Consider the following 26240-nt stretch of genomic DNA (forward strand, 5'->3'; position numbering starts at 1 on the left):
CAATGCATCATCAAGGGAAGGCGACAGCCTGCCCGCGCAATAGGTTTACGCCGTCGGGCCATTAACGCGCGCCGGCCGGCAAGGCGTTAAAACCCAGGTCGCGCAGCAGCGCCACCGCCGCGCCGTCGTCGCTTTCGACGCATAATGACGACCACTCGCGGCGCTCGTGGTACTGCCTGCGCAGCCGGTCGAATTCCCCCGGCGCGGACGACACCCGGCGCAGGTCCGCATCATCGCGGCGCACATCATACACCAGATGGACCAATTGCCGGAGCATCCCCTCGTCAAGCGGGCCGTGCAATCGCACCCGTTCCACCGCCGGACGCGGCAGCAGCCCCGCGAGCGGCGCCCGCTGCGGCATGCCGAGGAACTCGCCGTAGGCCTCGAAAACCTGGGTGGTGCCGCGCGCCTTGCCTTCCAGGGTATAACCGGCGATATGCGGCGTGCCGATATCGACGCGCGCCAGTAACGGCTGGGACAGCGCCGGTTCCGGCTCCCAGACGTCAAGGATGGTGCGTAGTTTTTTGCCCTGTTCGAGGGCGGCCAACAGCGCGGCGTTATCCACCACCGCGCCGCGGCAGGCGTTGATCAGGATACGATCCCCGGGCAGCGCCGCCAGCAGGTCCGCATCGACCTGATGCCAGGTGCGATAGGGGCCGGATGGGGTCAGCGGCGTATGGAACGTCAGCACGTCCGCCTCGCGCACCAGGGTTTCCAGCGTATGGAATCGTTCTTTATCACCGCGATCGGCGCGGGGCGGATCGCATAATAGCGTGCGGATGCCCAGCGCCTTCAGGCGCCGATCGAGCCGTCCCCCCACGTTGCCCACGCCGATAATACCGATGGTTTTATCGCGCAGGGAAAAACCGTCGCGTTCCGCCAGCGCCAGCAGGGATGAAAAGACATACTCCACCACCGCGATGGCGTTACAGCCCGGCGCGGCGGAAAACGCGATGCCGGCCTGTTCCAGCCAGGCGTGGTCCACATGATCGGTGCCCGCGGTCGCCGAGCCGACAAACTTCACCCTGCTGCCGGCCAGCAGCCCGGCGTTAACCTTGGTTACCGAGCGCACCATCAGCGCATCTGCCCCGGCAAGCGCCGCGGCTACCAGTTGGCGCCCCGCCACCGGCCTGACCTCGCCCAGCCGGCTGAACAACTCGTGGGCATAGGGCATGTTCTCATCGACCAGTATTTTCACATCCGACTCCGGCAGCTAACGGCCTGCTTGCTAAAAAGGGGGAATATTCTGCCACCTAACGAGGCAAAATCCCAATGCTATCACGCGGAGGATTGGCACAACTTATTGCCGGCGTATTATTATTGCCCGTTTAGGGGTTAACGTTGCCTGAAAAACCTTTTTTTGTCTGTCACATAACGGCTATCGCCGTACAATGACGCATTGTTGTAAACAGGACCCTCGGATGACTATTTTTTTTCCCCTGCTGGCCGTGCTGATTTGGTCGGTTAACGCCATTGTCAGCAAGATGTCCGCCGGCGCCATCGATCCGGCGGCGATCTCGTTTTACCGTTGGCTGGTGGCGTTTATCATCCTGACCCCCTTTGTCCTGCCCGGCGCGCTGCGCAACCGCCGCATCGTGCGCGCCCAAGGCTGGCGCCTGCTGGCGTTGGGCCTGTTGGGCATGGTGTTGTACCAGAGCCTGGCGTATTACGCCGCGCACAGCGTGAGCGCGCTGTTTATGGGGATTTTGAATTCGCTGATCCCGCTGCTGACGGTATTGTTGAGTATCCTGCTGCTGCGCGCCGTGCCGACGATCGGGGTATTGTTGGGCACCCTGCTCTCATTCGGCGGCCTGGTGTGGTTGGTCAGCGAAGGGCAACCGCGGGCGTTGATAAGCCACGGGATGGGCAGCGGCGAGCTGATGATGATCGGCGCTTCCGCCTCATATGCGCTGTATGGCGTGCTGACGCGGCGCTGGGCGATCCCCTTGCCCAACTGGCAATCGCTTTATATCCAGGTGGCCTTCGGCGTGATCCTGCTGCTGCCGGGGTTCCTGCTGGCGCCGGACGTCGGCCTGAACGCGCGCAATATTCCGCTGGTGGTCTTTGCCGGCATCGCCGCCTCGCTTATCGCGCCTTATCTGTGGATACAGGGCGTCATGCGGCTGGGCGCCAATACCGCGTCGATTTTCATGAACCTGGCGCCGCTGTTTACCGCCGCCATCGCGGTTCTTTTTTTACATGAGCGGCTGCACAGCTATCACGTTATCGGCGGGGGTATTACACTATTGGGTGTGATACTGGCCCAGCGGCTGAGGGCACCCTTAATCCGCCGGAAAGGTAAACAGCAGAAAATGCCTTCCTGACGCTTGCCGCTACCGCAAGCCACGGCGGCTTGTTATCATTCGCCGCATTGTTGATCTGGCCGCATACTGCCATAAGCCATTGCCACAGGCCCATTGTCATGACCGGCTGAAAACGGCGCCTTCTCTGCTAAAGGATGAGTTATATGCAACCTGTAAGTGGCCCCGGTACACCATTACAGGGCGATCCGCCCCACGGCGCCGCGGGCAGCGCACCTTTTGGGCAAGAGGGCGAAAAACCGCTGACCACGGCGCAGCGCACTACCCTGGAACGCATGATTATCAAAATCATGGCGATGACCAATAGCAAGGCCCCCGAAATTTGGGCCGCGTTGCGCCATCAATTGCATATCGCCAACGACGGCGAGCTGACCGCGCGCCATTTCCAGCCCGCCGAACAGCTGCTGCAGACCCGATTGGATCAGGCGCAGCAAACCCATGCCGGCCGGCAGTTGATGCAGCAGTTAACCGAGCTGCTGCCCAAAGGCAATAACCGGCAGGCGGTCAGCGACTATATCCGCCAGGAGTACGGCCACACGGTGCTCAGCCAGCTGAACCCCGAGCAGTTGCTGCAGGTGGTGGCGTTATTGCAAAACGGCCAGCTGAATATTCCGCAGCCGCAGCAGTCGGCCATCACCGACCGGACGCTGCTGCCGGCCGAGCACCATGCCCTGAACCAGCAAATCACCCGCCTGGCGGCGGTCACCGGCGAATCCCCGGCGGAAATCTGGCAAAGCTCGATGACCATGATGGGCCTGAAACCTGGCGATCCTATCCCGGCGCGCCACTTCCAGCTGCTGATGCAATTCCTGCAGGGTCATGTGACGCTATCGCAACAGGCTTCCCCTACCCTTGCCTCGGTGCAGGCCACCCTAAAACAGCCGACCAACAGCGATGAGCAGCAGGCGATTGAAGCCTATTGCCAGCAGCATTTCAACGCCCGCCCCCAGAGCGTGCTGACGCCGGCGCAGGTGGGCGCGGTGATGCAGTTCCTGTTTATCTATCGCCTTAGCCGCACGCAAAGCCAGCACCAAACCACCGACGCCCGGCTGCTCCAGCCGGCCATGAGCCCGCTGATCGCCACCGAGCCGATCACGCCCGCGGCAAAAACCACCCGCTCGCGCTGGATTATGGCGCTGGCCATAGCCGGCGCCCTGCTGCTGATTTGGATCCTGATCTAATCCTGATGCGCGGGCATAAAAAAACCATCCCGGGTCCCAACGGACCGGCGGGATGGTTTCCAGCGCCACGCGCGGGGGATAATGCCCGCTCGCGCGTATCGCTTAGTGGTATTTTCGCATCACCAGGGTGGCGTTGGTGCCGCCGAAACCGAAGCTGTTGGTCATCACCGTGGTCAGCCGGCGTTCGGTCGGGACGGTGACGACGTTCATCCCCTCGGCCTGCGGGTCGAGCTCATCGATGTTGATGCTCGGCGCCATGAAGTCATGCTCCAGCATCAGCAGGGTATAAATGGCTTCATGCACCCCCGCCGCGCCCAGGGAGTGTCCGGTCATGGCCTTGGTGGACGAAAACGCCGGCTGCCGGCTGCCGAAGGTTTCACGGATAGCCCACAGTTCCTTTACATCGCCTACCGGCGTCGAGGTGCCGTGCACGTTAAGGTAATCAATGGGGGTATCGACATCTTTCAGCGCCATTTGCATACAGCGGATAGCCCCTTCGCCGGAGGGCGCCACCATATCCGCGCCGTCTGAGTTGGCGCCGTAACCGATAATCTCGCCATAGATATGCGCGCCGCGCGCCAGCGCGTGTTCCAGCTCTTCCACTACCACGATGCCGCCGCCGCCGGCGATGACAAAACCATCACGGTTGACGTCGTAGGTCCGGGACGCCTTGGCCGGGGTGTCGTTGTAACGGGTGGACAATGCGCCCATGGCATCGAATTCACAGGCCATTTCCCAGCACAGCTCTTCGCCGCCGCCGGCAAACACCACATCCTGCTTACCCAGTTGGATCATTTCCACCGCGTTGCCGATACAGTGCGCGGAGGTGGAACAGGCGGAGCTGATGGAGTAGTTGACGCCGCGGATCTTGAACGGCGTCGCCAGGCAGGCGGACACGCCGGAAGCCATGGCCTTGGTGACCATATAGGGACCGACGCCGCGCAGGCCGCGCGCGCGCATGCCGTCGGAGCCGGCAACCTGGTTGCGCGGCGAGCCGCCGCCGGAACCGACGATAAGGCCGGTGCGATCGTTGGAGACCTGGTCCGGGCTTAGCCCCGAATCCTTGATTGCCTGTTCCATGGAGAGGTAAGCATAAATTGAAGCATCACTCATGAAGCGCGCAATTTTACGATCAATCAGCCCGGTAGTATCGAGTTTAATGTCGCCCCAAACGTGGCTGCGCATGCCGGAATCTTTTAATTCTTGGGAAAAAGTGATTCCGGAGCGGCCTTGTTGCAGAGATGCCAGGACTTCTTTCTGGTCATTACCAATACTCGATAAGATCCCCAGGCCGGTAATCACTGCACGTTTCATTTAATACCTCTTGTATTTATATATGAGATTCTGTGACGCACTTTAGCGTACAGTTGTAAGCTGAACAAGTCCGATCAGACGAAGTTTGCAAAATTTGCTCCGCAAAGCACACCTCGTTAAAATCTCTACACTTCTTGACAAAAGAGCCTTAAGCCGTGAATCGCGCCCCTATCCGCAACGCCATCCTTAATTGGAACGAAGACGGTACACCTGTATCCCGACAGTTCGACGACGTGTATTTTTCCACCCAGGACGGACTGGAAGAAACCAGGTTTGTGTTTTTGCAGGGAAACGGCCTGCCCGATCGGTTCGAACAGCATCCGCGGGCAGCATTTATCGTGGCGGAAACCGGCTTCGGCACCGGGCTTAATTTTCTGGCGCTGTGGCAGGCGTTTGCTCAATTCATCCGCAGGCGCCCCGGCGCGCGCCTGCGGCGTTTACATTTCATCAGCATCGAGCAGTTTCCCCTGCGGGTGGAGGATATGGCGCAGGCCCAGGCGCGCTGGCCCGAGCTGGGTGATTACGCCGCTGAGTTAAGGCGTATCTGGCCGCTGCCGACACCCGGTTGCCACCGGCTGATCCTGGCCGGCGGCGCCGTCACGCTGGATTTATGGTACGGCGAGATCAACGCGCTGCTGCCGCAGCTGGACGATAGCCTGTCCGGCCGGGTGGACGCCTGGTTCCTGGACGGCTTCGCCCCGGCCAGGAACCCCGACATGTGGAGCACGGGATTATTTAACGCCATGGCACGGCTGGCCGCTGCGCAGGGCACTTTCGCCACCTTTACCGCCGCCGGGTTCGTGCGGCGCGGTTTGCAGCGGGCGGGTTTTATCGCCGGCAAGCATGCGGGGTTCGGCCGCAAACGGGAAATGCTGGCCGGGAGCCTGGCCGCGCCCGTGGCGGCGGGCACCCATGCGCCCTGGTACGCCCGCCGTGGGGCGGACAACCCGGGGGAGGTGGCGATTATCGGCGGCGGGATTGCCGGCGCCCTGGCGGCGGAGGCCCTGCTACGGCGCGGGGCGCGGGTAACGCTCTATTGCGCCGATAGCGCTCCGGCCCAGGGGGCGTCGGGCAATCGCCAGGGCGCGCTATATCCGCTGCTGAATAATGAAGACGACGAGCTGGCGCAGTTTTTTGCCAACGCCTTTCCTTATGCGCACCACTATTACCGGGAGCGCGCCCGGCAGGGGATCGACTTCGAGCACCAATGGTGCGGCGTGACGCAGCTGGCCTATGACGACAGATCGCGACGCAAGCTGCGGCAAATCCTGGCAACCGGGTGGCCCGCGCAGCTGATTCGCGCGGTAGCATGCGAGGAGATGCCCGCGCTGACCGGACTGGCCACCGGCAGCGGCGGGGTCACCTATCCGCTGGGGGGCTGGCTTAATCCCGCCCAGTTCACCGCCGGGATAATCGCGCGGGCGCAATCCCAGGGCATGGCGGCGCGCTACGGCCATGAGGTGCGGGGATTAAACGCCGGGGCGCAAGGGTGGGAGTTGGATTTTGGCGCGGGACGGCATGCCCGCCATGACACGGTAGTGCTGGCCACCGGCCACCGGATGCTGCAGTGGCCGATTACCGCCCCGCTGCCCCTGACCAGCGTGCGCGGGCAGGTCAGCCATATTCCCGACCAGCCGTCGCTGCGGACCCTGAAACAGGTGCTATGCTACGACGGTTACCTGACGCCCGCCAGTCCGGGGTTCCAGACCCATTGCCTGGGCGCCAGCGCCCGGCGCGACGACGAGGATATCCATTACCGGCCCGGGGAGCAGCGGGCAAACCGCGATCGGTTAATCGCCTGCCTGCCGGGGCAATCCTGGGCGCAGTCCGTTGACGTCAGCGGCGGCCAGGCGCGCTGCAGCGTGCGCAGCAGCGCCAGGGATCACCTGCCCATGATCGGCGGCGTGCCCGATTTTGACGCTACCCTGCGCGCCTACCGGGACCTGCCAAGGCTGCGCGAAGCCGGCGAGCCGGCGGCGGACGCGCCGGTCCATGCAAATTTATTCATGCTGGGCGGCCTGGGCTCGCGCGGCTTATGTACCGCCCCCCTGGCGGCGGAGATCCTGGCCGGGCAAATATTCGGCGAGCCCCTGCCCCTGAGCCTGGCCCAGTCGGCGGCATTAAGCCCCAACCGTTTCTGGCTGCGGAAATTATTGAGGGGACGCGAAATATAAGCGCCGGTTAAAAACGATGTTCCCGCCCCCTTAACCGCTGCCGACGGCTTATCCCACCGGTTTTGCCCGCCGCACGGTCGTTGATTCAACGACGCTGCCGGCTAGAACGCCATATTCAACCTGGCCCACAGCGTCCTGCCCGGCTCGTTGACCTGCATATTGGCCGGATAACCGAAGCCGCTGTTGCCCGCCAGGTTAAGGTGCTCGCTATAACGCTTGTCGAGGATGTTGTCGATGCCGCTGCTGAGCTTGATGTCCTTGGCCACCTTATAGGCCACGTTGGCCGACAGCACGCCGAAGCCGGCGCTGGCGTCGAAGTCCTTGCCCGCCACGTTACCCTCGTTAAGGGCAATACGCCGCTGGCCGGCGACCACGCGCCACAGCGCGGTGCTGCTCCACCGTTCCCGTTCATAGGTCAGGCCGATACGGGCGTCCAGCGGCGGCATCTGCGGCAACGGGCGGCCGTCGCCGGTATTCTTGCCCCAGGCATAAGCCAGGCTGGCGTCGCTTTTCCAGCGTTCCGCCAGTTGATATCCCATGCCCATCTCCGCGCCCATGATATGGGCATTGACGTTCACCGACTGGCTGCGGCCGGCGCTAACCGGATCGTATTTCACTAAAATAAAATCCTCGACCCGCCCCGCATAGGCGGAAAGCCACCCGTTAAAACCGTCCCGCACATAATGCATGCCGATATCGATCTGGGTGGTTTTTTCGCTTTTCAGCGTGTCGAACGGGTCGGTTCCAATACGAGGCCCGGATTTGGGCGCGTATAACTCCCAATAATCCGGGAAACGTTCGGTATAACCGATACCCGCATACCACAACATCGGCGCGCTCAATTGGTGCTCATACCGGACAAATCCGGCGGGCAGGGTTGCGGCGCGGGTTAGATCGCCCGCGCGGGCGTATTTGTCCGCCAGGCTGCGATCGAGGCGCGCGCCGCCTATAATGCTGTTATGCGCATCGGCAAACCACGTCAGTTCGCCAAACAGGCCGTAATCCTGAAATCGCGCATCCCGCCGCCAGCCGTCGGTCTTCCTGGCGCGATGAGTATTGGTTTGCATATCCAACCCGGACCGCAGGCGGAAATCCTGCCATAGCCAGGTGCCCATGCCGCGCGCCCCGGTAGTGCGGCGATCCAGGTTACTGCGCCGGGCGGCGTTAGGCGTTCCGCCTTGCCCGCACGCCTTGCAGCAACCGCCTGGATTGGCAGGCCGGCGGCCGGGCGCGCGCAGGGTGGTGTTATCCATAACATGATTGGCATAGCTGTAATAAACCTGCGCCTCGACCTTATCCAACACCTCGCCGATACCGGTTTTTTCCAAACGCGCGCCCAGGCTTTCGCGTTTAATCTGCGCGCCGTCCATGCCCCGCCCCGCATAGCTGGCTTCGCCGTCGCCGCGTCCCAGGCTCAGCTCCATTCGCGTTTGGTTATCCGGCGTCCAGCCGAACGCCAGATCGCCATTCCATTTATCCCAGCGGGAAGGCACGCGCCTGCCGCCGCCGTCGCGATAATCACCGGCGCGGGACCGGTTGGCGGAAATTTGCATATAACCCAGCCCGTTGCCCAGGCCGGCCTGGATATTTTCATCCCGGCGCCCGTTGGATCCCGCCAGCAGGCCGGCATGGGTGTTCATGCCCGCGCGATCGAAGTGCGGGAAGGCGCGTTCGAAACGCAGGGTGCCCGCCGAGGCCCCCGGCCCCCACATGACGGTTTGCGGGCCTTTGACCAGAGTCAGGACATCATAGCTTTCCGGGGAAATATAGGCGGTCGGCGCATCCATGCGGCTCGGACAGGAGCCCAGGATTTCGGCGCCGTCGGTGAGGATTTTCAGGCGCGAGCCGAACATGCCGCGCAATACCGGGTCGCCGTTGGTGCCGCCGTTGCGTACCTGGGCGAACCCGGGGATGGTTTTCAGATAATCGGAGCCGTCGCTGGCCGGTACCGGCTGGCGCGGCGTCTTGGGGGACGTGACGACGGTCAGCGGCGAATACAGGGGCGCGGCCACCGTGATAACATCGCCGTCGGCGATAACCGGCGCCACTAGGGTAAACAGCGGCATCAGGCCGGCGAAGCGGCGCATCGGTCGGGTATGGTTGTGGGGCACGGGGTAGCCAGGCATCATCTTTCCTTGTGATTAAGCGTCGGTTTCCTGAGAAGACGGATATAAAATGCGACCGGCACGGACGGTTATGGTTGTTATGATCCGTGGGTATGGGATTATGCGTTTGCGCTATTCAGGGGGAGGATCGGGTATGCGCCGGCGGATCGCGCGGCAGGGTTTCGGGGAAAATAACCGGGGCAGGCTGTGGGAAGAAGCCCGCCGGAACTAAAGGTCTGTTCATTGACACCATCGGCCTGAAAAACGTCCATCACGTTATTGCGGGATTGTACGTGATAGGCCTTGGTGGTGTGCGGTAACTTAAATTTCGTTGATGGTTGGTACGGCTTTGGCCTGCTCATACAGCTTCTGCCACATGCCCAGCACCAGTACCTGATCCGGCGGCGACAGTTCGCCATTGCCGATGGCCTTGGCCAGGCAGCCCCGCACCCGGTCGTGAAGCTCTTCCAGGGTATGCTCGTCGTGCTCTTCCGCTTCAGCGACCGCAAGCGTCAGGTGGCCGCGTAAATAGCCGCCGGCGAACAGCTCATCGTCGGTGGCGTGCTCCACCATGTCGTCAATTAACGCCAGGATACGCGCTTCAAAGTTTACGATCATTGAATGTCCTCTTTAATTATGCAACGTCTGGGCGGCATCAATCGCGGCCGGGTAACGGAACTGCTGTCGCGTTAACGGCGGGGTATGGTAAAACGCGCGCAGCGCCTGGATAAAGCTGGCCGCGCGGTCCGGGATACCCTGTTCCAGATAGCTCATCACCTGCCCATGCACTGTGCGCTGGAATGCAATACGGTCCGGTTCGCTGTCGCCATTGAGGTTATCGCAGCTGACATTGAAGGGAAAGCCCGCCGCGACACAAAATAACCATTCCAGGGCCTGGGGTTTGATTTCCACCTGCTCAAACTGACGTTGGGTGCCGTCGTCGCGGCCGTCCGGACAGTACCAATAGCCAAAATCCACCAATAACCGGCGCCTGGCCCCGGCGATGCACCAGTGGGAAATTTCATGCATCGCGCTGGCGTAATAGCCATGGGCGAAAATTATGCGGTGATAGGGTTTTTCATCATCGGCCGGCAGGTAGATGGGTTCGTCGTCGCCCCTGACCAGCCGGGTATTGAGGCTGTCGGCGAAGCAACCGTCGAAAAGGGCGATCAGTTGCTGAACATCATGGGATTCGGTTTGCATAGTCTCGGTTCGTTTACCATAAAGTGGACAGCCAGAGCGCAATCGCCGACCCGTGGCTGTCGTAAAGAAGTTTCAGGCTCATCAGGAGCGATACCGCCACGATGGTCGGGCGTATCAGCCGTTGCCCCCTGGCCAGCACCATGCGGGCGCCCAGGCGCGCGCCCAGAATCTGCCCGGCCAGCATGACGATACCCACGCTCCACACCACCTTGCCGGTAAAGATAAACAGCAGCAGTCCGCCCAGGTTGGAGGTGAAATTGAGCACCTTGGCATGGGCGGTGGATTTTGCCAGATTAAATCCGCACAGCGTCACGTAGGCCAGCGCATAAAAAGAGCCGGCGCCGGGACCGAAAAAACCATCGTAAAAACCGACGCCGCATCCCGCCACCAGCGCAAAGGGCCACGCGGACAGGCGACGCTTGCGATCGTCCTCGCCGATATGCGGCATCAGGAGAAAATACAGACCGATGCCGATCACCAGCAGCGGCAACACCTGGCGCAGCAGATCGGCGCGCAGGTGCTGGATCAGTATGGCGCCGGTCATCGAGCCGATAAACGTCATGGCGATGGTCAGCTTCTGGTCGCCGATATCCACCGCGCGCCGGCGGATGAAATAGAGGCTGGCGGAGAACGAACCGCCCACCGACTGCAGTTTATTGGTGCCCAGCGTCTGCGCCGGCGACAATCCCGCCGCCAGCAGCGCCGGCAGGGTAATTAAACCGCCGCCGCCGGCAATGGAGTCAATAAATCCCGCCAGCAGGCTAACCAAAAACAGCAGGGCAAACACCAGCGGGGAAACCGCTAACCAATCCATGTGTTAATCCATGATCAAAAATGCGTGCTACGCTACGCGCCGCTCCACGGCTTCCGGCGGCACCCTTGCCGGCCGGGATCGCCATCGCCGCCGGAACCCACCACGGGAAGCCGCTCCGGCCCGCGGCGGCGCCCATTATTGAGAAACCAGGTGACGGTCCAACAGCGCCTGGCAAGAAGGCGGCAGCGGTGGCGGCGTCTTTTTCACCGGCGGCCCGCCTGCGCCCGGCTTGGGCGGCAGGAACCAGCTGTCCAGCTCGGCCCCGCAGCCGTCGCCGGGCGGCGGCGGCGTTTGTTCGCGGCACTCCGGGCTATCGGCGGGACAGCGCAGGCGCACATGCATATGGGCGCGATGGCCGAACCAGGGCCGCACCTTGTGTAACCAGCCGCGATCGTCGCCCGCCACCCGGCACAGCTGTTTTTTAATCGCCGGACTGACAAAAATGCGCGTCACCTCGCTGTCCTCGGCGGCCAGTTTAATCAGCATCGCGGTTTGCGGCTGCCATGCGGCGGCATTGATATCACGGCCGTTGGCCGCCACTACATCCAGGGGCTGCGGTTTGAGCAACTGCTGCGCCGACCAGCGCTGGCGCGGCAGCTGTAGCCAGATATCCACGTCAAGGCCCGACTGGTGGCTGGCGTGACCGGTGCTGAAGCGCCCGCCCGCCGGCATGGCCATATCGCCCACCAGCAGCACGTCGCCCAGCTCGAGATGCCGGATCTGGTTGCTCAGGCGTATAATGAACAGCAGCAGATCGGGATGGCCGTAATAACGCCGCTGATCCGGGCGCAACACCTGGTAGCTGGCCGCCTGCAGCTGCAGCGGCCGCGCGCCGACGATACAGCCGTTGGCAAACTCGCCGATCGCCTGCGAGGCGCCGGGGACCGGATGATCGATGCTTTGCCAGGGAGTAGGCGCCGCGAGCGCCTGGACGGAGGCCAGGGCCAGTAATCCGACTATCCATTGCCGCATCATATCACCACTGGGGAAGGGTTGAGATGACATCGCCGCACTGCGCGCGCTGCCGCAGGAAGTGATCCATTAAAACGATGGCCGTCATCGCCTCGGCGATCGGCACCGCCCGGATGCCCACGCAGGGGTCGTGTCGTCCGCGGGTCACCATTTCCACCTGCTCGCCGGCGCGGTTAATCGTGCGGCCGGGCACCGTGATGCTGGAGGTGGGTTTTAGCGCCAGATGGGCGATTACCGCCTGTCCGCTGCTGATGCCGCCCAGGACGCCGCCGGCATGGTTGCTGGCAAAACCCTGCGGGGTGATTTCGTCGCGGTTTTCACTGCCGCGCTTGGCGATCACCGCAAAACCGTCGCCGATTTCCACCCCTTTCACCGCGTTAATGCTCATCAGGGCATGGGCCAGATCGGCATCCAGGCGATCGAATACCGGTTCGCCCAGGCCGGCGGGCACATGCTCCGCCACCACCGTCACTTTGGCGCCGATGGAATCGCCCTCTTTTTTTAGGGCGCGCATCAGTTCGTCCAACGCATCCAACCGGTCCGGATCGGGACAAAAAAACGGATTCTGCCCAACCTGGTCCCAGTCTTTCAGCTCGCAGGCGATATCGCCCATCTGCGCCAGGTAGCCGCGCACCGTTACGCCGAACTTTTGCGCCAGGTATTTTTTGGCTATCGCCCCCGCGGCCACCCGCATGGCGGTTTCCCGCGCCGATGAACGGCCGCCGCCGCGATAATCGCGCACGCCGTATTTGACGTCGTAGGTGTAATCGGCGTGACCGGGACGGAATACATCCTTGATGGCGCTGTAATCCTGCGACCGCTGATCGGTATTTTCAATAATCAGGCCGATGCTGGTGCCGGTGGTGACCCCTTCGAATACGCCGGACAGGATCCGCACCTGGTCGGCCTCGCGACGCTGGGTGGTGTAACGCGAGGTGCCCGGCTTGCGCCGGTCCAGGTCCTGCTGCAGGTCCGCTTCCGTCAGGGGCAGGCCCGGCGGCACGCCGTCGACGACGCATCCCAGCGCCACCCCATGGGACTCACCGAAGGTGGTGACGCGAAATAATTCGCCAATACTATTGCCTGCCATCAGGACGCCTCTCTCAAATCGTTATAGTGCATAAAATGACTGCCGGTTAATCGTGGAACATTGTAAAGCTTTCACCACAGGCCACAAGCTGTTCGCGGGTCAGGCTAAACACGCCCTCGCCGCCGTGGGCAAACGTCAGCCAGTTAAACGGCACGGCGGGAAATTGCTCGATCAGGTGCACCATGCTGTTGCCCACTTCGCAAATCAGCACGCCGTCTTCGCTGAGGTACCGCGGCGCGCAGGCCAGGATACGGCGCACCAGCTTCAGGCCGTCGCGGCCCGCCGCCAGTCCCAGCACCGGCTCGGCGTGGAACTCCTGCGGCAGGTCGTTCATATCCTCTTCATCCACGTAGGGAGGATTAGTGACAATCAGGTCATATCGCAGCGCCGGCAGCTCGCGGAACAAATCGGAGCGCAGCGGCGTGACCCGGCTATCGAGCCCGTAGGCCTGGATATTATGCTCGGTCACCGCCAGCACGTCGGCGGAGATATCCACCGCGTCCACTTCCGCCTCCGGAAAGGCGAAGGCGCTGGCAATGGCGATACAGCCGCTGCCGGTGCACATATCCAGGATATGGGCGGGCGGATGGGGCAGCACATCGCGATAACGATCGTCTATCAGCTCGCCGATGGGCGAACGGGGGATCAGCACCCGTTCATCCACATAGAATTCCAGGCCGCAAAACCAGGCTTTATTGGTGAGATAGGGGACCGGGATCCGTTCATTCACCCGACGCACCACCCGCTCCACGATGCGGTAGCGCTCGCTGGAGGTCAGGCGTGAAACATACATCTCCTTGGGTAAATCCAGCGGCAGGAACAGGCTGGGCAGCACCAACTGCAACGCCTCGTCCCAGGGATTATCGGTACCGTGGCCGTAAAAGAGCTGCGCGGCGTTAAAACGGCTGACCGTCCAGCGCAGCAGATCCTGGATGCTGTGCAGTTCAGCGACGGCTTCATCCACAAAAATTTTGTCCAATTGTTTCTCCGCGGGGCATGTTCCGGTTCTTAGCGCGTAGTTTGCCATGAAGCGGGCGACAAAGCAGCAGCCATCGCCCTCCAGGGGCGGCGATGGCCGACATTTTCTACAAATAGGGAAAAACTTCGCTCAAAAAGGAAAATGTCGCCGCATAATGACAAGACAAGGTAAACTTGCCTAAAAGCAGCAAACGCAGAGCAGGGAATGAAGAAAAGATACCAACTGGCCGACGACGAGCGCCATTTGTTCCGTGAATCCATAGCCGGCACCCGCCCCCTGCGGCAGGACACCGTCAAAGCGCCCAAACCAAGCCGCAGGAGGGTCGCCCCGCCCGCCCGGCGGTTGATGCAGGAGCAGGTGGATGCCAGTTATTATTTTTCCGATGAGTTCCAGCCGCTGCTGGACAGCGAAGGACCGGCGCGTTATGTGCGCCCGGACGCCAGTCCCTATGAGGTGAAAAAGCTGCGGCGGGGAGATTACACCCCGGAGTTGTTCCTCGACCTGCACGGGCTGACCCAGGCGCAGGCAAAACAGGAACTGGGGGCGCTGATTGCCGCCTGCCAGCGGGAACATGTCCATTGCGCCTGCGTGATGCACGGCCATGGCAAACATATCCTGAAACAGCAAACGCCGTTATGGCTGGCGCAACACCCCGATGTGCTGGGGTTCCATCAGGCGCCGAAGAACTTCGGCGGCGACGCCGCGCTGCTGGTGCTGATCGAACTTAACCAGTAATAAAAATCAGACTTTGACCAGCAATTGCGCCGGGTTGACCTGCCATTCCAGCTTGCCTTCACCGCTTTCGCCATCCAGGGTCACGCAGGCCACCGCGGAGGTGGCGAACATCGGCGCCTGCTCGTCGGGGCATAAATCGGCGACCAGGTAGCCCACCAGCGGCAGATGGGAAACAATCAGCACCGATCCCAGCCCCTCGTTCGCCAGCGTCTGCAGGTAACAACACACCAGATCGACATCGCCGCCCGGCGTCAGCTCGGGCAGCCTTTCCTCGCCTTCCGGCAACACCAGTTCATCACGCAGCACATCCAGCGTTTGCTGTGCGCGCAGATAAGGACTGACCAAAACACGATCGGTATCGAGGATCCTGGTACTTAACCAACATGCCATCAGGCGTGATTCATCACGACCACGAACAGTCAGGGGCCTTTCCGCATCACTGGCCGCTTCAAGCTGAGCGTCGCCGTGCCGCATAATTAAAACTTGCATAGTGCACCGTTGTTGTTTGACAAAAACGCGAAAGATAAACGCAATGACCGGGCCTTCGCGCTCGAAATCACGTAGCTAAAACGCTGCTTTTTACATCAATACCCGCCATGGAGTCAACACATGGCCGCTAATTGTTCCACCCCGGGTCATTCCCGTAAGTGAAAAGCCCGCGGCGGACCGGGGCTATTAGCGTATGACAACATTTACCGATAAAGGTGCAGGGTAAGTAACATATTTGACATTTACACCCGGGGGAATGGACCGGAACCGGTAAATCAGCAATTGAATACAGGCCAGCCAATAAAAACAGGCCCGGTCAAGGGCCTGGAACGGCGGGGATTAACGCAATCCGAGCTGGAATATCAGGGTTTCAGCCTGGCAACTGAAGGTGAAATCGACGTTTAACTCGACGCCGCCCTTGACGGGTTCAATACGGCTGCCGATGTCGCAGGGATCGGATTCCACCGCGCGGGCTTTTTCCGTCAGCATCGCCAACATGGATTCCGCCTCTTGCCGTTGTTCAAATACCTTGCTGTACGATGCCGTGCAGTCTTCGTTATCGATGATGGTGCCGACATCGACACAACAGCAGGCGGCGGTTTCTTCAGCGCTGCATTTGTTAATTGAGTGAGTCATTGCAATTTTCTCCACAGGATTTACCTGTCTGACAATAATAAGCCCTTCAAAAGTATCTACGGCTTATTATACTCCTGTACACCCAACGTTGATAGGGCCGGCTCGGCGGGCTACTGCGAGTCGATATCCTTCAGGTCGCCCTGTATCGCCTGCGCGTTGGGGTTTTCCTGCGGCTTCAGCCGGCCGCCGCTGGCCAGGAAATCATGCCGCTGGAAATAGGCGGCGCGCACCATGGCGTAAGGATCGGCGGAGTTACGCAACAGGCTGTCGGAGTCCAGCAGCTGCGCGCGGGTTTCTATCCCCTCGAACACCCATTTGCCGGCGGACATCCACCAGGTGAGATAACTTAACGCCGGATAGAAATTGTCCACCGCCCCGCCCAGGTCCTCGCGCGGGGTAAAGCTGCCGTAGCCCGGCAGCACCACATAAGGACCGTAGCCGACGCCATAGGTGCCGAGGGTGGTGCCGAACCGGCGCGGCTGCTCTTTGGCCAGTTTAGGATTGGCCATGGACGCCACGTCGATCAACCCGCCCATCCCCAATAGCGTATTGAGGAAAAAACGGTTGAAATGGATCATGGCTTCATACGGCTTGCCGATGGCGAAGTAGTTGACCATGGAGGCCGGTTCTTCGAGGTTGCTTAAAAAATTACCCAGGCCGTTGCGCGCGGGCTTGGGCACATAGTCACGCCAGGCCACCGCCACCGGACGTACCAAATAGGGGTCCAGGACATTGTAGTTAAAATCGAACATCGTCCGGTTGAACCCTTCCAGATGGTCCGGACGTTCCTGTGAAGAGGGTTCGGTTTTGTTGCTGGCGCATCCCAGAATCAATACGCTGGCCAACGCCACACCTGACAGGCGGTAATTCATCATTCAACTCCGTTTATTATTGTTATGCCCGCCGCTAGGGCATTTGTTGATCTATGCGCACGGCAATCCGGCCGGTGCCGCTGAAATCCTGTAACGCACTGTCGCCAAACCAGTCGCCGCGCCTGGCGTCGGCGCTGCCGTCACGGGCGATCCTGACCCGTACTTTTACCTGTTGCCGGGCGGAAAGCAAACGCTCCGGCAGCATGGCATTGCTGTCGTCCAGCGTTAACGATAACGGAAAGCGACTCAATGGCAAAGTTTTAACCGCAACCGGTACCGGATTTTTCCCGTCGGTGACCGAAATAAACAACGTTCCCTGCGCCGGCATCGGCCGGCCGGCCAATGCCGGCGCCAGGGTAACGGTCACATTGAGTTTCACCGTCTCCTGGCCGGACTGCGCCCGGGCCTGGGCAATGCCGCGCCTGATATCGTCGATGTGGGCGTCGCCCGCCGGCAGCAGGGATAATACATGCTGCCACAGATTGATTGATTGCGCATAGTCTCCTTGCTGATACAGGCCGACCGCCAGCAGGTTAAGGGCCTGGATATTGTCCGGCTGCCGCCTGACCAGCGCCTGTAACAGACGATTGCCTTCCTGGTTGTCGCCCGCGTCGGCGGACCGGGTCAGCACTTCGGCGTAATCGAGCGCGATGGCGTCATCGCCGGGCGCCAGGCGGTAAGCGCGTTCGAACGCCCGGGTGGCCATGGGCGCGTTATTCATCACCACGCCGATACGTCCGAGGATCAGCCAATCCCGGGTATTTTGCGGATGCGCCTGTAGCGAGGCGCGCAGCCCGACCGCAAAACGCGCCAGTTCCCGCGCCGACAATTGCCGGGCGCCGGGATCCATGATGCGCGCCCGCAGCGCCGGCAGATCGGCCACCGTCTGCTGCCAGCGCCACACCTGGAGCGCGCCGCCGGTCCAGGCGTAAAACGCCAGGGTCACCACCACCAGCGCGGCCGCGCCGGGTAACAGCGCCCGCGCGCCCGGCGGCGGTTTAACCGCCGCCGGCGCGATCGGGATATCGGACAGCAGGTTTTGCTGCAGTTCCTCGATATGCAGGGACCGCTCCGCCACCACGCCCTGCGCTTCATCCTGGGCCAGTTCGTCCAGCCTGCGCTTGAAAAACGCCTGGTTCAGGCCGTCGCGGGTCATGGCGCGCTCCAGCGGGCGATAACGCAGCGCGGGCAGCACGAATAGCGCACAGGCCAGCGCCAGCAGGGCGATAACAATCAGGACCGGGATCATCATGGACGTTCCCGGTCGGTATTATCCAGCAATCGCGCCAGGCGCTGTTGCTCCTCGGTAGATAACGCGCTGCGGCCGCCGCGACGGGACGCGCGCAGGACCACCGCGAGCCCGCCGATAATGACCACCGCCAGCGGCCCGAGCCACAACAAAATCGTCAGCGGATTAAGGGGCGGAACGTAGGTAACAAAGTTGCCGTAGCGCGCCACCATGTAATCGATAATCTGCTGGTTGCTGCGGCCCTGCTGCATCAGTTGATAGACCTTGGCGCGCATATCGGCGGCGATAATCGCGTTGGAGTCGGCGATGCTGTTGTTCTGGCACTTCGGGCAGCGCAGTTGCTGGGTCAGCTCCCGGTATTGCCGCTCCTGCGCCGTATTTTTAAACTGCCAGGTATCAATCGCCGCGCCGGCGGCCAGGCTCAGGGCCAGGCCGATAAACAGCATGATGATTTTTATGCCCATCCTCACGCTCCCTTGGCGTATTTTTGGTACAACGGCTGTACTTCGCGCCGCCAGACGTCGGCATTGAGATCGCCCGCGTGGCGATAGCGGATAATCCCCCGGCCGTCGATCAGGAAGGTCTCCGGCGCGCCGTACACCCCCAGGTCCAGCCCGAGCATGCCGTCGCCGTCGTACAGGCTCAGCGCGTAGGGATTGCCCAGGGTATTGAGCCAGTTAACCGCTTTTAGCCTGTCGTCTTTATAATTGAGTCCCACCACCCTCACCCCCTGGGCCGCCAGGGCGTTGAGGAACTGGTGTTCGGCCCGGCAGGTGGGACACCAGGTGGCCCAGACGTTGAGCAGCATCGGCCGGCCGTCGCGCAATACCGAACCATCAAACGTCCTGGCCGGATCGTCGAGCGACGCCAAGCGAAAGTCCGGCACCGGCTTGCCAATCAGCGCCGACTCCAGCAGGGTGGGATCGTCGCCATGGGCGTTACGGGACAGTTGCACGATAAACGCGGCGGCCAGCAACAGGAACAACACCAGCGGGATAAACAGCAGCTTGTTTTTCATAGGTCCACCTGCCGGGCGGCCCGGCGGGCCTTTTTATTGGCCCGGTAACGGGGATCGGCCAGGCAGCACAGGCCCCCGGCCGCCATAAACAGGCCGCCCAGCCAAATCCAGCGGACAAAAGGCTTGTAATAGAGCCTGACCGCCCAGGCGCCGTCATCCATCTCCTCGCCCAGCGCCGCGTATAAATCGCGGGTCAGCCCGCCGCTGATGGCCGCTTCGGTCATGACCGTGCGGCTGACGGTGTAAAAGCGCTTTTCCGCCTGGAGCGTGGCTTCCGGATGGTTATTGCGCGTCACGTCAAACACCGCCGCCGCGCCGGAGTAATTGGGGCCGCGCAGATCCTTAAGGTCGCGGAATACAAAGCGGTAGCCTTTGATATCCACGCTGTCGCCGATTTTCATGCGCATATCGCGCTCCAGGCTGTAGTTCTGGCTAAAGGTGATGCCGATAACCGTCACCGCCACGCCCAGATGACCGAGCACCATGCCCCAATGACTGCGTGTAAGGTGAGTCAGTCCCCGGACGAACCGGTGGCGGTGGGTGGCGCGCTCGTGCACCTCCATCAGCGTCAGGATAATCACCCAAAGCGCCATCATCAGCCCCACCACCGTCATGGCCTCGATCTCATCGCCCATCAGCCGGGGCAGCAGGATGGAGAGCAGCAATATGGCCGCCATGGCCACCGCCAGGCGTTTGATCAGTTTTTTCGCCTCGTCGCGGCGCCAGCGGATCAGCGGCCCGATGCCCAGCAGCAGGGCAAACGGCGCCATCAGCCAGGTAAACATGCTGTTGAAAAAAGGCTCGCCGATGGAAATACTGCCCATGCCCAATTGTTTATGGATCAGCGGCAGCAGCGTGCCGAGCAACACCACCAGCATCGCCGCCATCAGCAGGACGTTATTGCCCAACAGGAACGTCTCGCGGGAAAACACCTCGTGCCGCGCGCGGCTGCTCACCTTGCCGCCTTTGAACGCATACAGCAGCAGCGATCCGCCGATCACCAGCACCAGGAACGCCAGGATAAACATGCCGCGCGCCGGATCCGAGGCGAAGGAATGCACCGAGACCAACACCCCCGAGCGCACCAGGAACGTGCCCAGCAGGCAAAGGGAAAAGGCGGCGATAGCCAGCAGCACCGTCCAGGATTTAAAGGTGCCGCGTTTTTCAGTGACCGCCAGCGAGTGCAGCAGCGCCGTGCCGGCAAGCCAGGGCATGAAGGAGGCATTTTCCACCGGATCCCAAAACCACCAGCCGCCCCAGCCCAGCTCGTAATAGGCCCAGGCGGACCCGAGCACGATGCCGATGGTCAGGAAGATCCAGGCGGCCTGGGTCCAGGGGCGCGACCAGCGCGCCCAGGCGGTATCGAGCCGGCCCGCGATAAGCGAAGCGATGGCGAACGAAAACGCCACCGAGAAACCCACGTAGCCCATATACAGCAGCGGCGGATGGAAAATCAGGCCGATATCCTGCAATACCGGGTTTAAATCATGCCCGTCGATGGGGATATCCGGCAGGGTGCGGCTAAACGGGTTGGAGGTGAGCAGGATAAACGCCAGGAAACCGACGCTTACCATGCCCATCACCGACAATACCCGGGCCACGGCCTCGTCCGGCATGCCGCGGCTGAACAACGCTACCGCCAGCGTCCAGCCGCTGAGCAACAGCACCCATAGCAGCAGCGATCCCTCATGGGCTCCCCAGGTGGCCGCCACGCGGTAATACACCGGCAGCGCGGTATTGGAATTATTGACCACATAGGCCACGGAAAAATCGTTGATCACAAATGCGTACACCAGGCAGGCAAACGCTCCGGCGATGGACAAAAATACGCCGTAGGACAATGGCCGGGCCACCGCCATCAGCCTGGCATCCTGACGCGCCGCGCCCCACAGGGGGTATACCGTCAGCAACAGCGCCAGGCCGATGCCCAGGCATAACAGGAAATTGCCGAATTCCGGGATCATGGCTGCCCCTGTGACGGCATGGCCTGGGCTATGCCCTGCGCTATCCCCGGGTCCCGCATCTCGCCCTGCGCTTTGCGCTGCGATGGGTCTGGCGATGGGTTGTACGCTTGGCCTGGCATTGCGCCCCCGGCCATGGCCTGCCCGGTAGGCTTATGGTTGGTTTTCATGGCGTCCGTCACTTCCGGCGGGGTATAGTTTTCATCATGTTTGGCCAGTACTTCCCGCGCCTCGACCCGATTGCCGGCGGCCAACACCCCCTGCGCCACCACCCCCTGCCCTTCGCGGAACAGATCCGGCAAGATGCCGTCGTAGCTGACCGGCACGGAGCCGACCGCATCGTAGATCCTGAAGGTGACCTTCAGGGTATGCGGGTCACGCTTTACCGATCCCGGCATCACCATGCCGCCGATGCGCAGGCGCTGGCCGATATGCGGCAACGCCCGGCTCTCGCCCTTGCCCTCGAGGATTTCGCGGGGCGTATAGAACAGATCGATATTAGCGCTGAGCGCGTAAAGCACCAGCGTCACGATAAGCCCCGCGCCCGTCAGCATCAGGATCGCCAGGTATAAACGGCTTTTGCGGCGCGGCGTCACTTGGCGTCCTCCCGCGCTATATTACCGGGCATGTCGCCATGTCCGCCGTTTGGCCCGGCGACGGGCCGGGTTGCCGCCCCGCCCCGGCCCATCCGCCGGGCGCGCGCCTGCTGCCGGCGGATACCGGCCAGCAGCAGGCGGCGTTGCCAAAGGGTATGGACGATCAGGCCCGCCAGCGACAACAGGGTAACGGCGACGGCCAGCCAGACGTAAAAAGCGTAGCCGCCCATGGCGAAAAACGCCGTCCAGGAAACAAATGCCGGGCTCACGATCGCCGCTCCTTATTGGCCAGCGCCACCGCCCAGGGACGCTGGCGCTCCTGTTGCAGTATCAGGTTGCGCAGACGCATCAGCGTCAGGGTGACAAAAAACAGAAGATACCCCAGGATCGCCCAGCGCAGCGGAGTGCGCATGCTCGGATCGATGCTCTGCTGCATGTTGGTCGAGCCTTGATGCAGGGTATTCCACCACTGCACGGAATAATGAATGATGGGGAGGTTGACCACCCCCACCAAGATCAGGATGCCGGCGGCGCGCCCGGCCAGGCGGCGATCCTCAAAGGCGTTGTACAGCGCCATGACGCCAAGGTAAAAAAACAGCAGCACCAGCTCCGAGGTCAGCCTGGCGTCCCAGACCCACCAGGTGCCCCACATCGGCTTGCCCCAGGCGGAGCCGGTGACCAGCGCGATAAAGGTAAACACCGCGCCCACCGGCGCCATGGCCGCCGCCGCCAGATCGGCCATCCTCATCTGCCAGACCAGGCCGGTAAACGCGGCAACGGCCATCGCGGCGTAGATGCCCATGGACCACATGGCGGCGGGCACATGCAGATACAGCATGCGAACGCTATCGCCCTGCTGATAATCCGGCGGGGCAAAACCAAACCCCCAGCCCCAGCCCAGCAGCAGCGCCGCGCACGCGGCCAGCGCCAGCCAGCGAATCAGGCGTCCGCAGAGCCGGTACAACCGCTCCGGTTTCGCCCATTGATGCAGCAATTTCCACATTATCTTCTTTGCTCACAGTAAAAAAACACACGGGACCGGCCGCTCTTTTCGGCAGCTGACAGGTTATTGCAAACTCACGCGCAGCGCGGCGGCGGTCGCAAAAGGGGCCAGCATGGCGCTTCCCGCCAGCAGGGCGCCGAGGATCGCCAGGTATCCATCAAAAGGTAGCCCCTGCGCGGCGTTATCCAGTGCGGCGCTGGCGAATATCAGTACCGGTATAAACAGCGGCAGCAGCAATAAGCTTAGCAATACCCCGCCTTTGCGTAATCCCAGCGTCAGGCCCACGCCGATAGCGCCAATCAGGCTCAGGGTGGGCGTGCCCAATAACAACGACAGCGCCATCGCCCGCCAGGTATGGCTGTCCAGCGACAGGAACAGCGCCGCCAGCGGCGACACCAGCAGCAGCGGCAGTCCGGTCACCAGCCAGTGGGCGCACACCTTACCCAGCACCACTACCGGCAATGGCAGCGGCGACAACAATAACTGCTCAAGCGAGCCGTCATGGAAATCATCGCGGAACAACCGTTCCAGTGACAGCAGACACGCCAGCAGGGCCGCCACCCAGATAATCCCCGGCGCGATACGGCGCAACAGCTGCGGTTCCGGCCCTATCCCCAATGGAAACAAGGTGATCACGATGAGGAAAAACCACAGCGGGTTGACAATATCCGCGCGGTTGCGCAACGCCAGCCGCAGCTCGCGGCGTACAATCAGACAGAACATGGCACCGCCTCCGCCGGTCGATCCGCCAGCGCCATTTTACGTATCCGGGCGTTGGAGGCGGGCAGTGCCTGATGAGTGGTGAGCAGCACAATGCCCCGCGCGTCGACGTGCGCGGCGAATAACGACATCAGCTGGGCGACGCCCTGCCGGTCGATGGCGGTAAGGGGCTCGTCCAGTATCCACAGCGGCGCCGGGCTAAGCCACAGACGGGCCAGGGCGATACGCCGCTGCTGACCGGCGGACAAACCTGACGCGGGCAGCTCTTCGTACCCCGCCAGCCCCACCCGTTCCAACGCCCGCCACAGGGCCGCCTCATCACGTTTGCCGCCGCCCATGGCCTGGAAAAACGCCAGGTTCTCCAGCGGCGTCAGGGACGATGCGATCCCGGCCTGATGGCCGATATAGAGCAGTTCCCGATGATATAAACCGCGCTCGCGGCGAATCGACCGCTGCCGCCAGCTGACATGCCCCGCATCCGGCTGGGCCAGCCCGGCCAGGATGCGCAGCAGCGACGTTTTGCCGGCGCCGTTGGCGCCTTCGACCTGGACCATTTCACCGGCGGCAACGCGGAAGCTCAATCCGGAAAACAATACGCGGTCATCACGGATACACGACAGGTTATTCGCTTCCAGCATCAGGAACCCAACTCGTTATTAATTGAATGGCGATCATAGCATAGGCGACTATCGCGGCGCAGTTCACCGCCATTGCATTCTTTTTCGGCCAGGAAAGGGTTGTATTAGATCAATAAAAGGCAACGAATACCAGCAAAGTTAAAATTTTGTTACGTATTGCCCGCCATAGTGACAATTAAAACGGCAATCCGCCGTACAGCGTCGCGCCAGCGCGTTTTTTTAGCGCGGCCGCAACACAAAGCCGCTACGCTTACTGTATACAAGTTAATGAATAAATAACTCAATTCATAAGGAAGACGGGATGAACGACACCGATAAACAAGATAAGCCCGGCGTCGCCGTGGAAAGCGAGGAGCATGACGCCGATACCGATATCGAGGTTAAGGAGCAGAACCTGCCTTCGCGCGCCGCCGCCATCCATGAGCTGATCCGCGAGGACGGCGAAAAGGAGCTGGAGCGCGACGCCCAGGCGCTGTTATGGTCGGCGGTGGCCGCCGGCCTGTCGATGGGCGCGTCGTTAATGGCCAAGGGGATTTTGCACGCCAGACTTCCCGATGGCGCGGCCGGTTTCCTGATTGAAAACCTGGGTTATACCTTCGGTTTTATTATCGTGATTATGTCGCGCCAGCAGTTGTTCACCGAGAATACCCTCACCGCGGTATTGCCGATTATGCAAAAACCCACCGGCCACAATATCCTGATCCTGCTGCGGCTGTGGGGCGTGGTGCTGGCGGGCAATTTGATCGGCACCGCGGTGGCGGCGTTCGCCTTCCTCCATATGCCGATTTTTAATGCCCCCACCCGCGAGGCGTTTGTCGCCCTGTCGCAGGGGATCATGGCCAATCCCCCGGCCGATATGTTTGCCAACGGCATTATCGCCGGCTGGATCATCGCGTCCATGGTCTGGATGATGCCATCGGCCGGCAACGCCAAAATACTGGTGATTATCCTGATGACCTATCTGGTCGGCATCGGCGATCTGACCCATATCGTCGTAGGGTCGGTGGAAGTGTTCTATCTGGTGTTCAACGGCGATATTCCGTGGTATCAATTTTTCTATCCGTTCGCCCTGCCCACCCTGGCCGGCAATATCGTCGGCGGCACCTTTATCTTTGCCTTGCTCAGCCATGCGCAAATCCGCAACGACCTCAGCCGCCAGCGCAAGAAGCAGTTAAAAAAGGGCCATGCGCCGGACGGGCAACCGGTTGATAAAAAACCCAAGGTCGATACCGAAACGCTGGAAGAGTAGCCCGGCGGGGTTGCCGGCCGGCATCAACGGCATCAGGACAACGCGCCGGCAACGCCCTGCGCGCGGTTAAAACGATCTTTTTTGCCCGCCGTTGTCGATGGAATGAGCAAACGAACCGTTACGTGCTTATTTTCGCTGCATAATCGGGTATAATCACCGCCGCTATCGGGTCCTCGTAGTTAAACGGATATAACAAGCCCCTCCTAAGGGCTAGTTACAGGTTCGATTCCTGTCGGGGACACCATCACTGCCTAAATCAACATAAACCCACCTAAACAGATCCTCTCTAAATCCCCGTCACATCTACGAACGAACTAAACTCACCTAAACTGAAATCATTTCCAATAAACATGGAAGTGGGGGCATTATCCGGGGTACTCAACTATACCCCTACCCCAGGATACCCCCAAATGCCCCTTTCGGTCAGGCAAATAGAGACCTTAAAGTCGCAGGATAAGCCCTATAAGCTGGCTGATGGCGGCGGCCTGTTTTTGCACGTTACTCCCAAAGGAAACAAGTCTTGGCGGTTAAAATACCGTTTTGGTGGCAAAGAAAAGCTGATGACTTTCGGTTTATTTCCGTCCATCACCCTTGCGGAGGCGAGGCAGCATAGGGACAAGGCTCGGGCTATGCTCGCCGCTGGAATGGACCCGTCAGAAGAGAAGAAATCACGCCGGGCCGAATCACTCATTTCTGCGGGCAATACGTTTCAGGCCATAGCGCAAGAGTGGTATGACAGTAAACGGCGGACTTGGTCAGAAAATTATGCCGAGCAAATATTGAGCATGTTAAAGAAAGAGTAAGCGTCAACTCTGGGCCGTATTGACGCTTATTCAACAGGGATTTTGAGGTTCCACGGCAGGAGATCTTTGATCTTATTGATGGGATGATCCGCGATAATCGCCAGCACATGGCGTAGGT

General features: G+C 61.2%; 26 protein-coding genes, 1 tRNA gene and 1 pseudogene. 7 read left to right on the forward strand and 21 right to left on the reverse strand.

Annotated elements, in window-relative coordinates; all coding sequences use genetic code 11:
- Nucleotides 1-61: 61 nt before the first annotated feature.
- Nucleotides 62-1198, reverse strand: a complete 1137-nt coding sequence (pdxB, locus tag GRH90_RS21550) for a 4-phosphoerythronate dehydrogenase PdxB (protein ID WP_162368023.1) — start codon at nt 1196-1198, stop codon at nt 62-64.
- 223 nt (nt 1199-1421) lie between these two features.
- Between pdxB and GRH90_RS21555 the strand changes: the two genes are divergently transcribed.
- Both GRH90_RS21555 and flk read left to right on the forward strand, forming a co-directional pair.
- Nucleotides 1422-2324 carry a DMT family transporter gene (locus tag GRH90_RS21555; RefSeq protein WP_162368024.1) on the forward strand — a complete coding sequence of 301 codons (903 nt, stop codon included), beginning with the start codon at nt 1422-1424 and terminating at the stop codon, nt 2322-2324.
- A gap of 143 nt (nt 2325-2467) precedes the next feature.
- Nucleotides 2468-3502 carry a flagella biosynthesis regulator Flk gene (gene flk / locus GRH90_RS21560; protein ID WP_162368025.1) on the forward strand — a complete coding sequence of 345 codons (1035 nt, stop codon included), beginning with the start codon at nt 2468-2470 and terminating at the stop codon, nt 3500-3502.
- A 102-nt stretch (nt 3503-3604) separates the two neighbouring features.
- Here flk and fabB read toward each other — a convergent pair whose 3' ends face one another.
- On the reverse strand, nt 3605-4816 hold the full coding sequence (fabB, locus tag GRH90_RS21565; RefSeq protein WP_162368026.1) for a beta-ketoacyl-ACP synthase I: 1212 nt from the start codon (nt 4814-4816) through the stop codon (nt 3605-3607).
- Between the two features lie 155 nt (nt 4817-4971).
- Between fabB and mnmC the strand changes: the two genes are divergently transcribed.
- Nucleotides 4972-6990, forward strand: a complete 2019-nt coding sequence (mnmC, locus tag GRH90_RS21570) for a bifunctional tRNA (5-methylaminomethyl-2-thiouridine)(34)-methyltransferase MnmC2/FAD-dependent 5-carboxymethylaminomethyl-2-thiouridine(34) oxidoreductase MnmC1 (protein ID WP_162368027.1) — start codon at nt 4972-4974, stop codon at nt 6988-6990.
- A 101-nt stretch (nt 6991-7091) separates the two neighbouring features.
- Here the strand turns inward: mnmC and GRH90_RS21575 are convergent, their stop codons facing one another.
- From GRH90_RS21575 to prmB, 7 genes are all read right to left on the reverse strand, one after another.
- On the reverse strand, nt 7092-9077 hold the full coding sequence (locus GRH90_RS21575) for a TonB-dependent copper receptor (protein ID WP_376766096.1): 1986 nt from the start codon (nt 9075-9077) through the stop codon (nt 7092-7094).
- A gap of 339 nt (nt 9078-9416) precedes the next feature.
- Nucleotides 9417-9713: a YfcL family protein gene (locus GRH90_RS21580; protein ID WP_162368029.1), complete on the reverse strand. Its 297-nt coding sequence runs from the start codon at nt 9711-9713 to the stop codon at nt 9417-9419.
- Nucleotides 9714-9725: 12 nt separating this feature from the next.
- Nucleotides 9726-10298: an elongation factor P hydroxylase gene (locus tag GRH90_RS21585; protein WP_162368030.1), complete on the reverse strand. Its 573-nt coding sequence runs from the start codon at nt 10296-10298 to the stop codon at nt 9726-9728.
- Between the two features lie 13 nt (nt 10299-10311).
- The gene (locus tag GRH90_RS21590; protein WP_162368031.1) at nt 10312-11112 is read right to left on the reverse strand and encodes a sulfite exporter TauE/SafE family protein; all 801 of its coding nucleotides are present in this window, start codon (nt 11110-11112) and stop codon (nt 10312-10314) included.
- 135 nt (nt 11113-11247) lie between these two features.
- Nucleotides 11248-12084, reverse strand: coding sequence for a penicillin-insensitive murein endopeptidase (gene mepA, locus GRH90_RS21595; protein WP_162368032.1), 837 nt, complete (start codon nt 12082-12084; stop codon nt 11248-11250).
- A 4-nt stretch (nt 12085-12088) separates the two neighbouring features.
- Nucleotides 12089-13174, reverse strand: coding sequence for a chorismate synthase (aroC, locus tag GRH90_RS21600; RefSeq protein ID WP_162368033.1), 1086 nt, complete (start codon nt 13172-13174; stop codon nt 12089-12091).
- Nucleotides 13175-13220: 46 nt separating this feature from the next.
- Nucleotides 13221-14153 (reverse strand): 50S ribosomal protein L3 N(5)-glutamine methyltransferase, encoded by a 933-nt coding sequence (gene prmB / locus GRH90_RS21605; protein WP_162368034.1) that lies wholly within the window; start codon nt 14151-14153, stop codon nt 13221-13223.
- A 204-nt stretch (nt 14154-14357) separates the two neighbouring features.
- Between prmB and smrB the strand changes: the two genes are divergently transcribed.
- Nucleotides 14358-14888: an endonuclease SmrB gene (gene smrB / locus GRH90_RS21610; RefSeq protein WP_162368035.1), complete on the forward strand. Its 531-nt coding sequence runs from the start codon at nt 14358-14360 to the stop codon at nt 14886-14888.
- A 6-nt stretch (nt 14889-14894) separates the two neighbouring features.
- On the opposite strand, the gene sixA is transcribed toward smrB, so the two are convergent.
- The 12 genes and pseudogenes from sixA to ccmA form a co-directional block, all read right to left on the reverse strand.
- Complete coding sequence (gene sixA / locus GRH90_RS21615; protein ID WP_162368036.1) at nt 14895-15377, reverse strand: phosphohistidine phosphatase SixA; 483 nt, start codon at nt 15375-15377, stop codon at nt 14895-14897.
- A gap of 339 nt (nt 15378-15716) precedes the next feature.
- On the reverse strand, nt 15717-16013 hold the full coding sequence (locus GRH90_RS21620; protein ID WP_162368037.1) for a YfcZ/YiiS family protein: 297 nt from the start codon (nt 16011-16013) through the stop codon (nt 15717-15719).
- 110 nt (nt 16014-16123) lie between these two features.
- Nucleotides 16124-16885 carry a phospholipid-binding lipoprotein MlaA gene (mlaA, locus tag GRH90_RS21625; RefSeq protein WP_162368061.1) on the reverse strand — a complete coding sequence of 254 codons (762 nt, stop codon included), beginning with the start codon at nt 16883-16885 and terminating at the stop codon, nt 16124-16126.
- A 34-nt stretch (nt 16886-16919) separates the two neighbouring features.
- Nucleotides 16920-18134, reverse strand: a complete 1215-nt coding sequence (gene ccmI / locus GRH90_RS21630) for a c-type cytochrome biogenesis protein CcmI (RefSeq protein WP_162368062.1) — start codon at nt 18132-18134, stop codon at nt 16920-16922.
- Complete coding sequence (locus GRH90_RS21635; protein WP_376766097.1) at nt 18134-18592, reverse strand: cytochrome c-type biogenesis protein; 459 nt, start codon at nt 18590-18592, stop codon at nt 18134-18136. Before GRH90_RS21635 ends, ccmI begins: the two co-directional genes overlap by 1 nt.
- A gap of 8 nt (nt 18593-18600) precedes the next feature.
- Nucleotides 18601-19152: a DsbE family thiol:disulfide interchange protein gene (locus tag GRH90_RS21640; RefSeq protein WP_162368039.1), complete on the reverse strand. Its 552-nt coding sequence runs from the start codon at nt 19150-19152 to the stop codon at nt 18601-18603.
- Entirely contained in the window at nt 19149-21116 is a 1968-nt protein-coding gene (locus tag GRH90_RS21645; protein ID WP_162368040.1) for a heme lyase CcmF/NrfE family subunit, read from the reverse strand. Before GRH90_RS21645 ends, GRH90_RS21640 begins: the two co-directional genes overlap by 4 nt.
- 104 nt (nt 21117-21220) lie before the next feature.
- Nucleotides 21221-21709 (reverse strand): annotated as a pseudogene (ccmE, locus tag GRH90_RS21650) (cytochrome c maturation protein CcmE); the annotation flags it as partial.
- Nucleotides 21706-21978 (reverse strand): heme exporter protein CcmD, encoded by a 273-nt coding sequence (gene ccmD / locus GRH90_RS21655; RefSeq protein ID WP_162368042.1) that lies wholly within the window; start codon nt 21976-21978, stop codon nt 21706-21708. The pseudogene ccmE and the gene ccmD, both read right to left, overlap by 4 nt.
- Nucleotides 21975-22712: a heme ABC transporter permease gene (locus tag GRH90_RS21660; protein ID WP_162368043.1), complete on the reverse strand. Its 738-nt coding sequence runs from the start codon at nt 22710-22712 to the stop codon at nt 21975-21977. The genes ccmD and GRH90_RS21660 overlap by 4 nt, the downstream gene beginning before the upstream one ends.
- A gap of 63 nt (nt 22713-22775) precedes the next feature.
- Entirely contained in the window at nt 22776-23435 is a 660-nt protein-coding gene (ccmB, locus tag GRH90_RS21665; RefSeq protein WP_162368044.1) for a heme exporter protein CcmB, read from the reverse strand.
- Entirely contained in the window at nt 23423-24070 is a 648-nt protein-coding gene (ccmA, locus tag GRH90_RS21670; protein WP_162368045.1) for a cytochrome c biogenesis heme-transporting ATPase CcmA, read from the reverse strand. The genes ccmB and ccmA overlap by 13 nt, the downstream gene beginning before the upstream one ends.
- A 301-nt stretch (nt 24071-24371) precedes the next feature.
- Between ccmA and GRH90_RS21675 the strand changes: the two genes are divergently transcribed.
- The 3 genes from GRH90_RS21675 (at nt 24372) to GRH90_RS21685 (ending at nt 26122) form a co-directional block, all read left to right on the forward strand.
- Nucleotides 24372-25319, forward strand: a complete 948-nt coding sequence (locus GRH90_RS21675; RefSeq protein WP_162368046.1) for a formate/nitrite transporter family protein — start codon at nt 24372-24374, stop codon at nt 25317-25319.
- 169 nt (nt 25320-25488) lie between these two features.
- Nucleotides 25489-25563 (forward strand) — tRNA-Arg (locus tag GRH90_RS21680).
- Between the two features lie 166 nt (nt 25564-25729).
- Complete coding sequence (locus GRH90_RS21685; RefSeq protein ID WP_162368047.1) at nt 25730-26122, forward strand: tyrosine-type recombinase/integrase; 393 nt, start codon at nt 25730-25732, stop codon at nt 26120-26122.
- The last annotated feature ends 118 nt before the right edge of the window (nt 26123-26240 follow it).

The sequence above is a fragment of the Acerihabitans arboris genome, from assembly GCF_010131535.1.
In the GTDB taxonomy this organism is placed as follows: Bacteria; Pseudomonadota; Gammaproteobacteria; order Enterobacterales; family Enterobacteriaceae; genus Acerihabitans; species Acerihabitans arboris.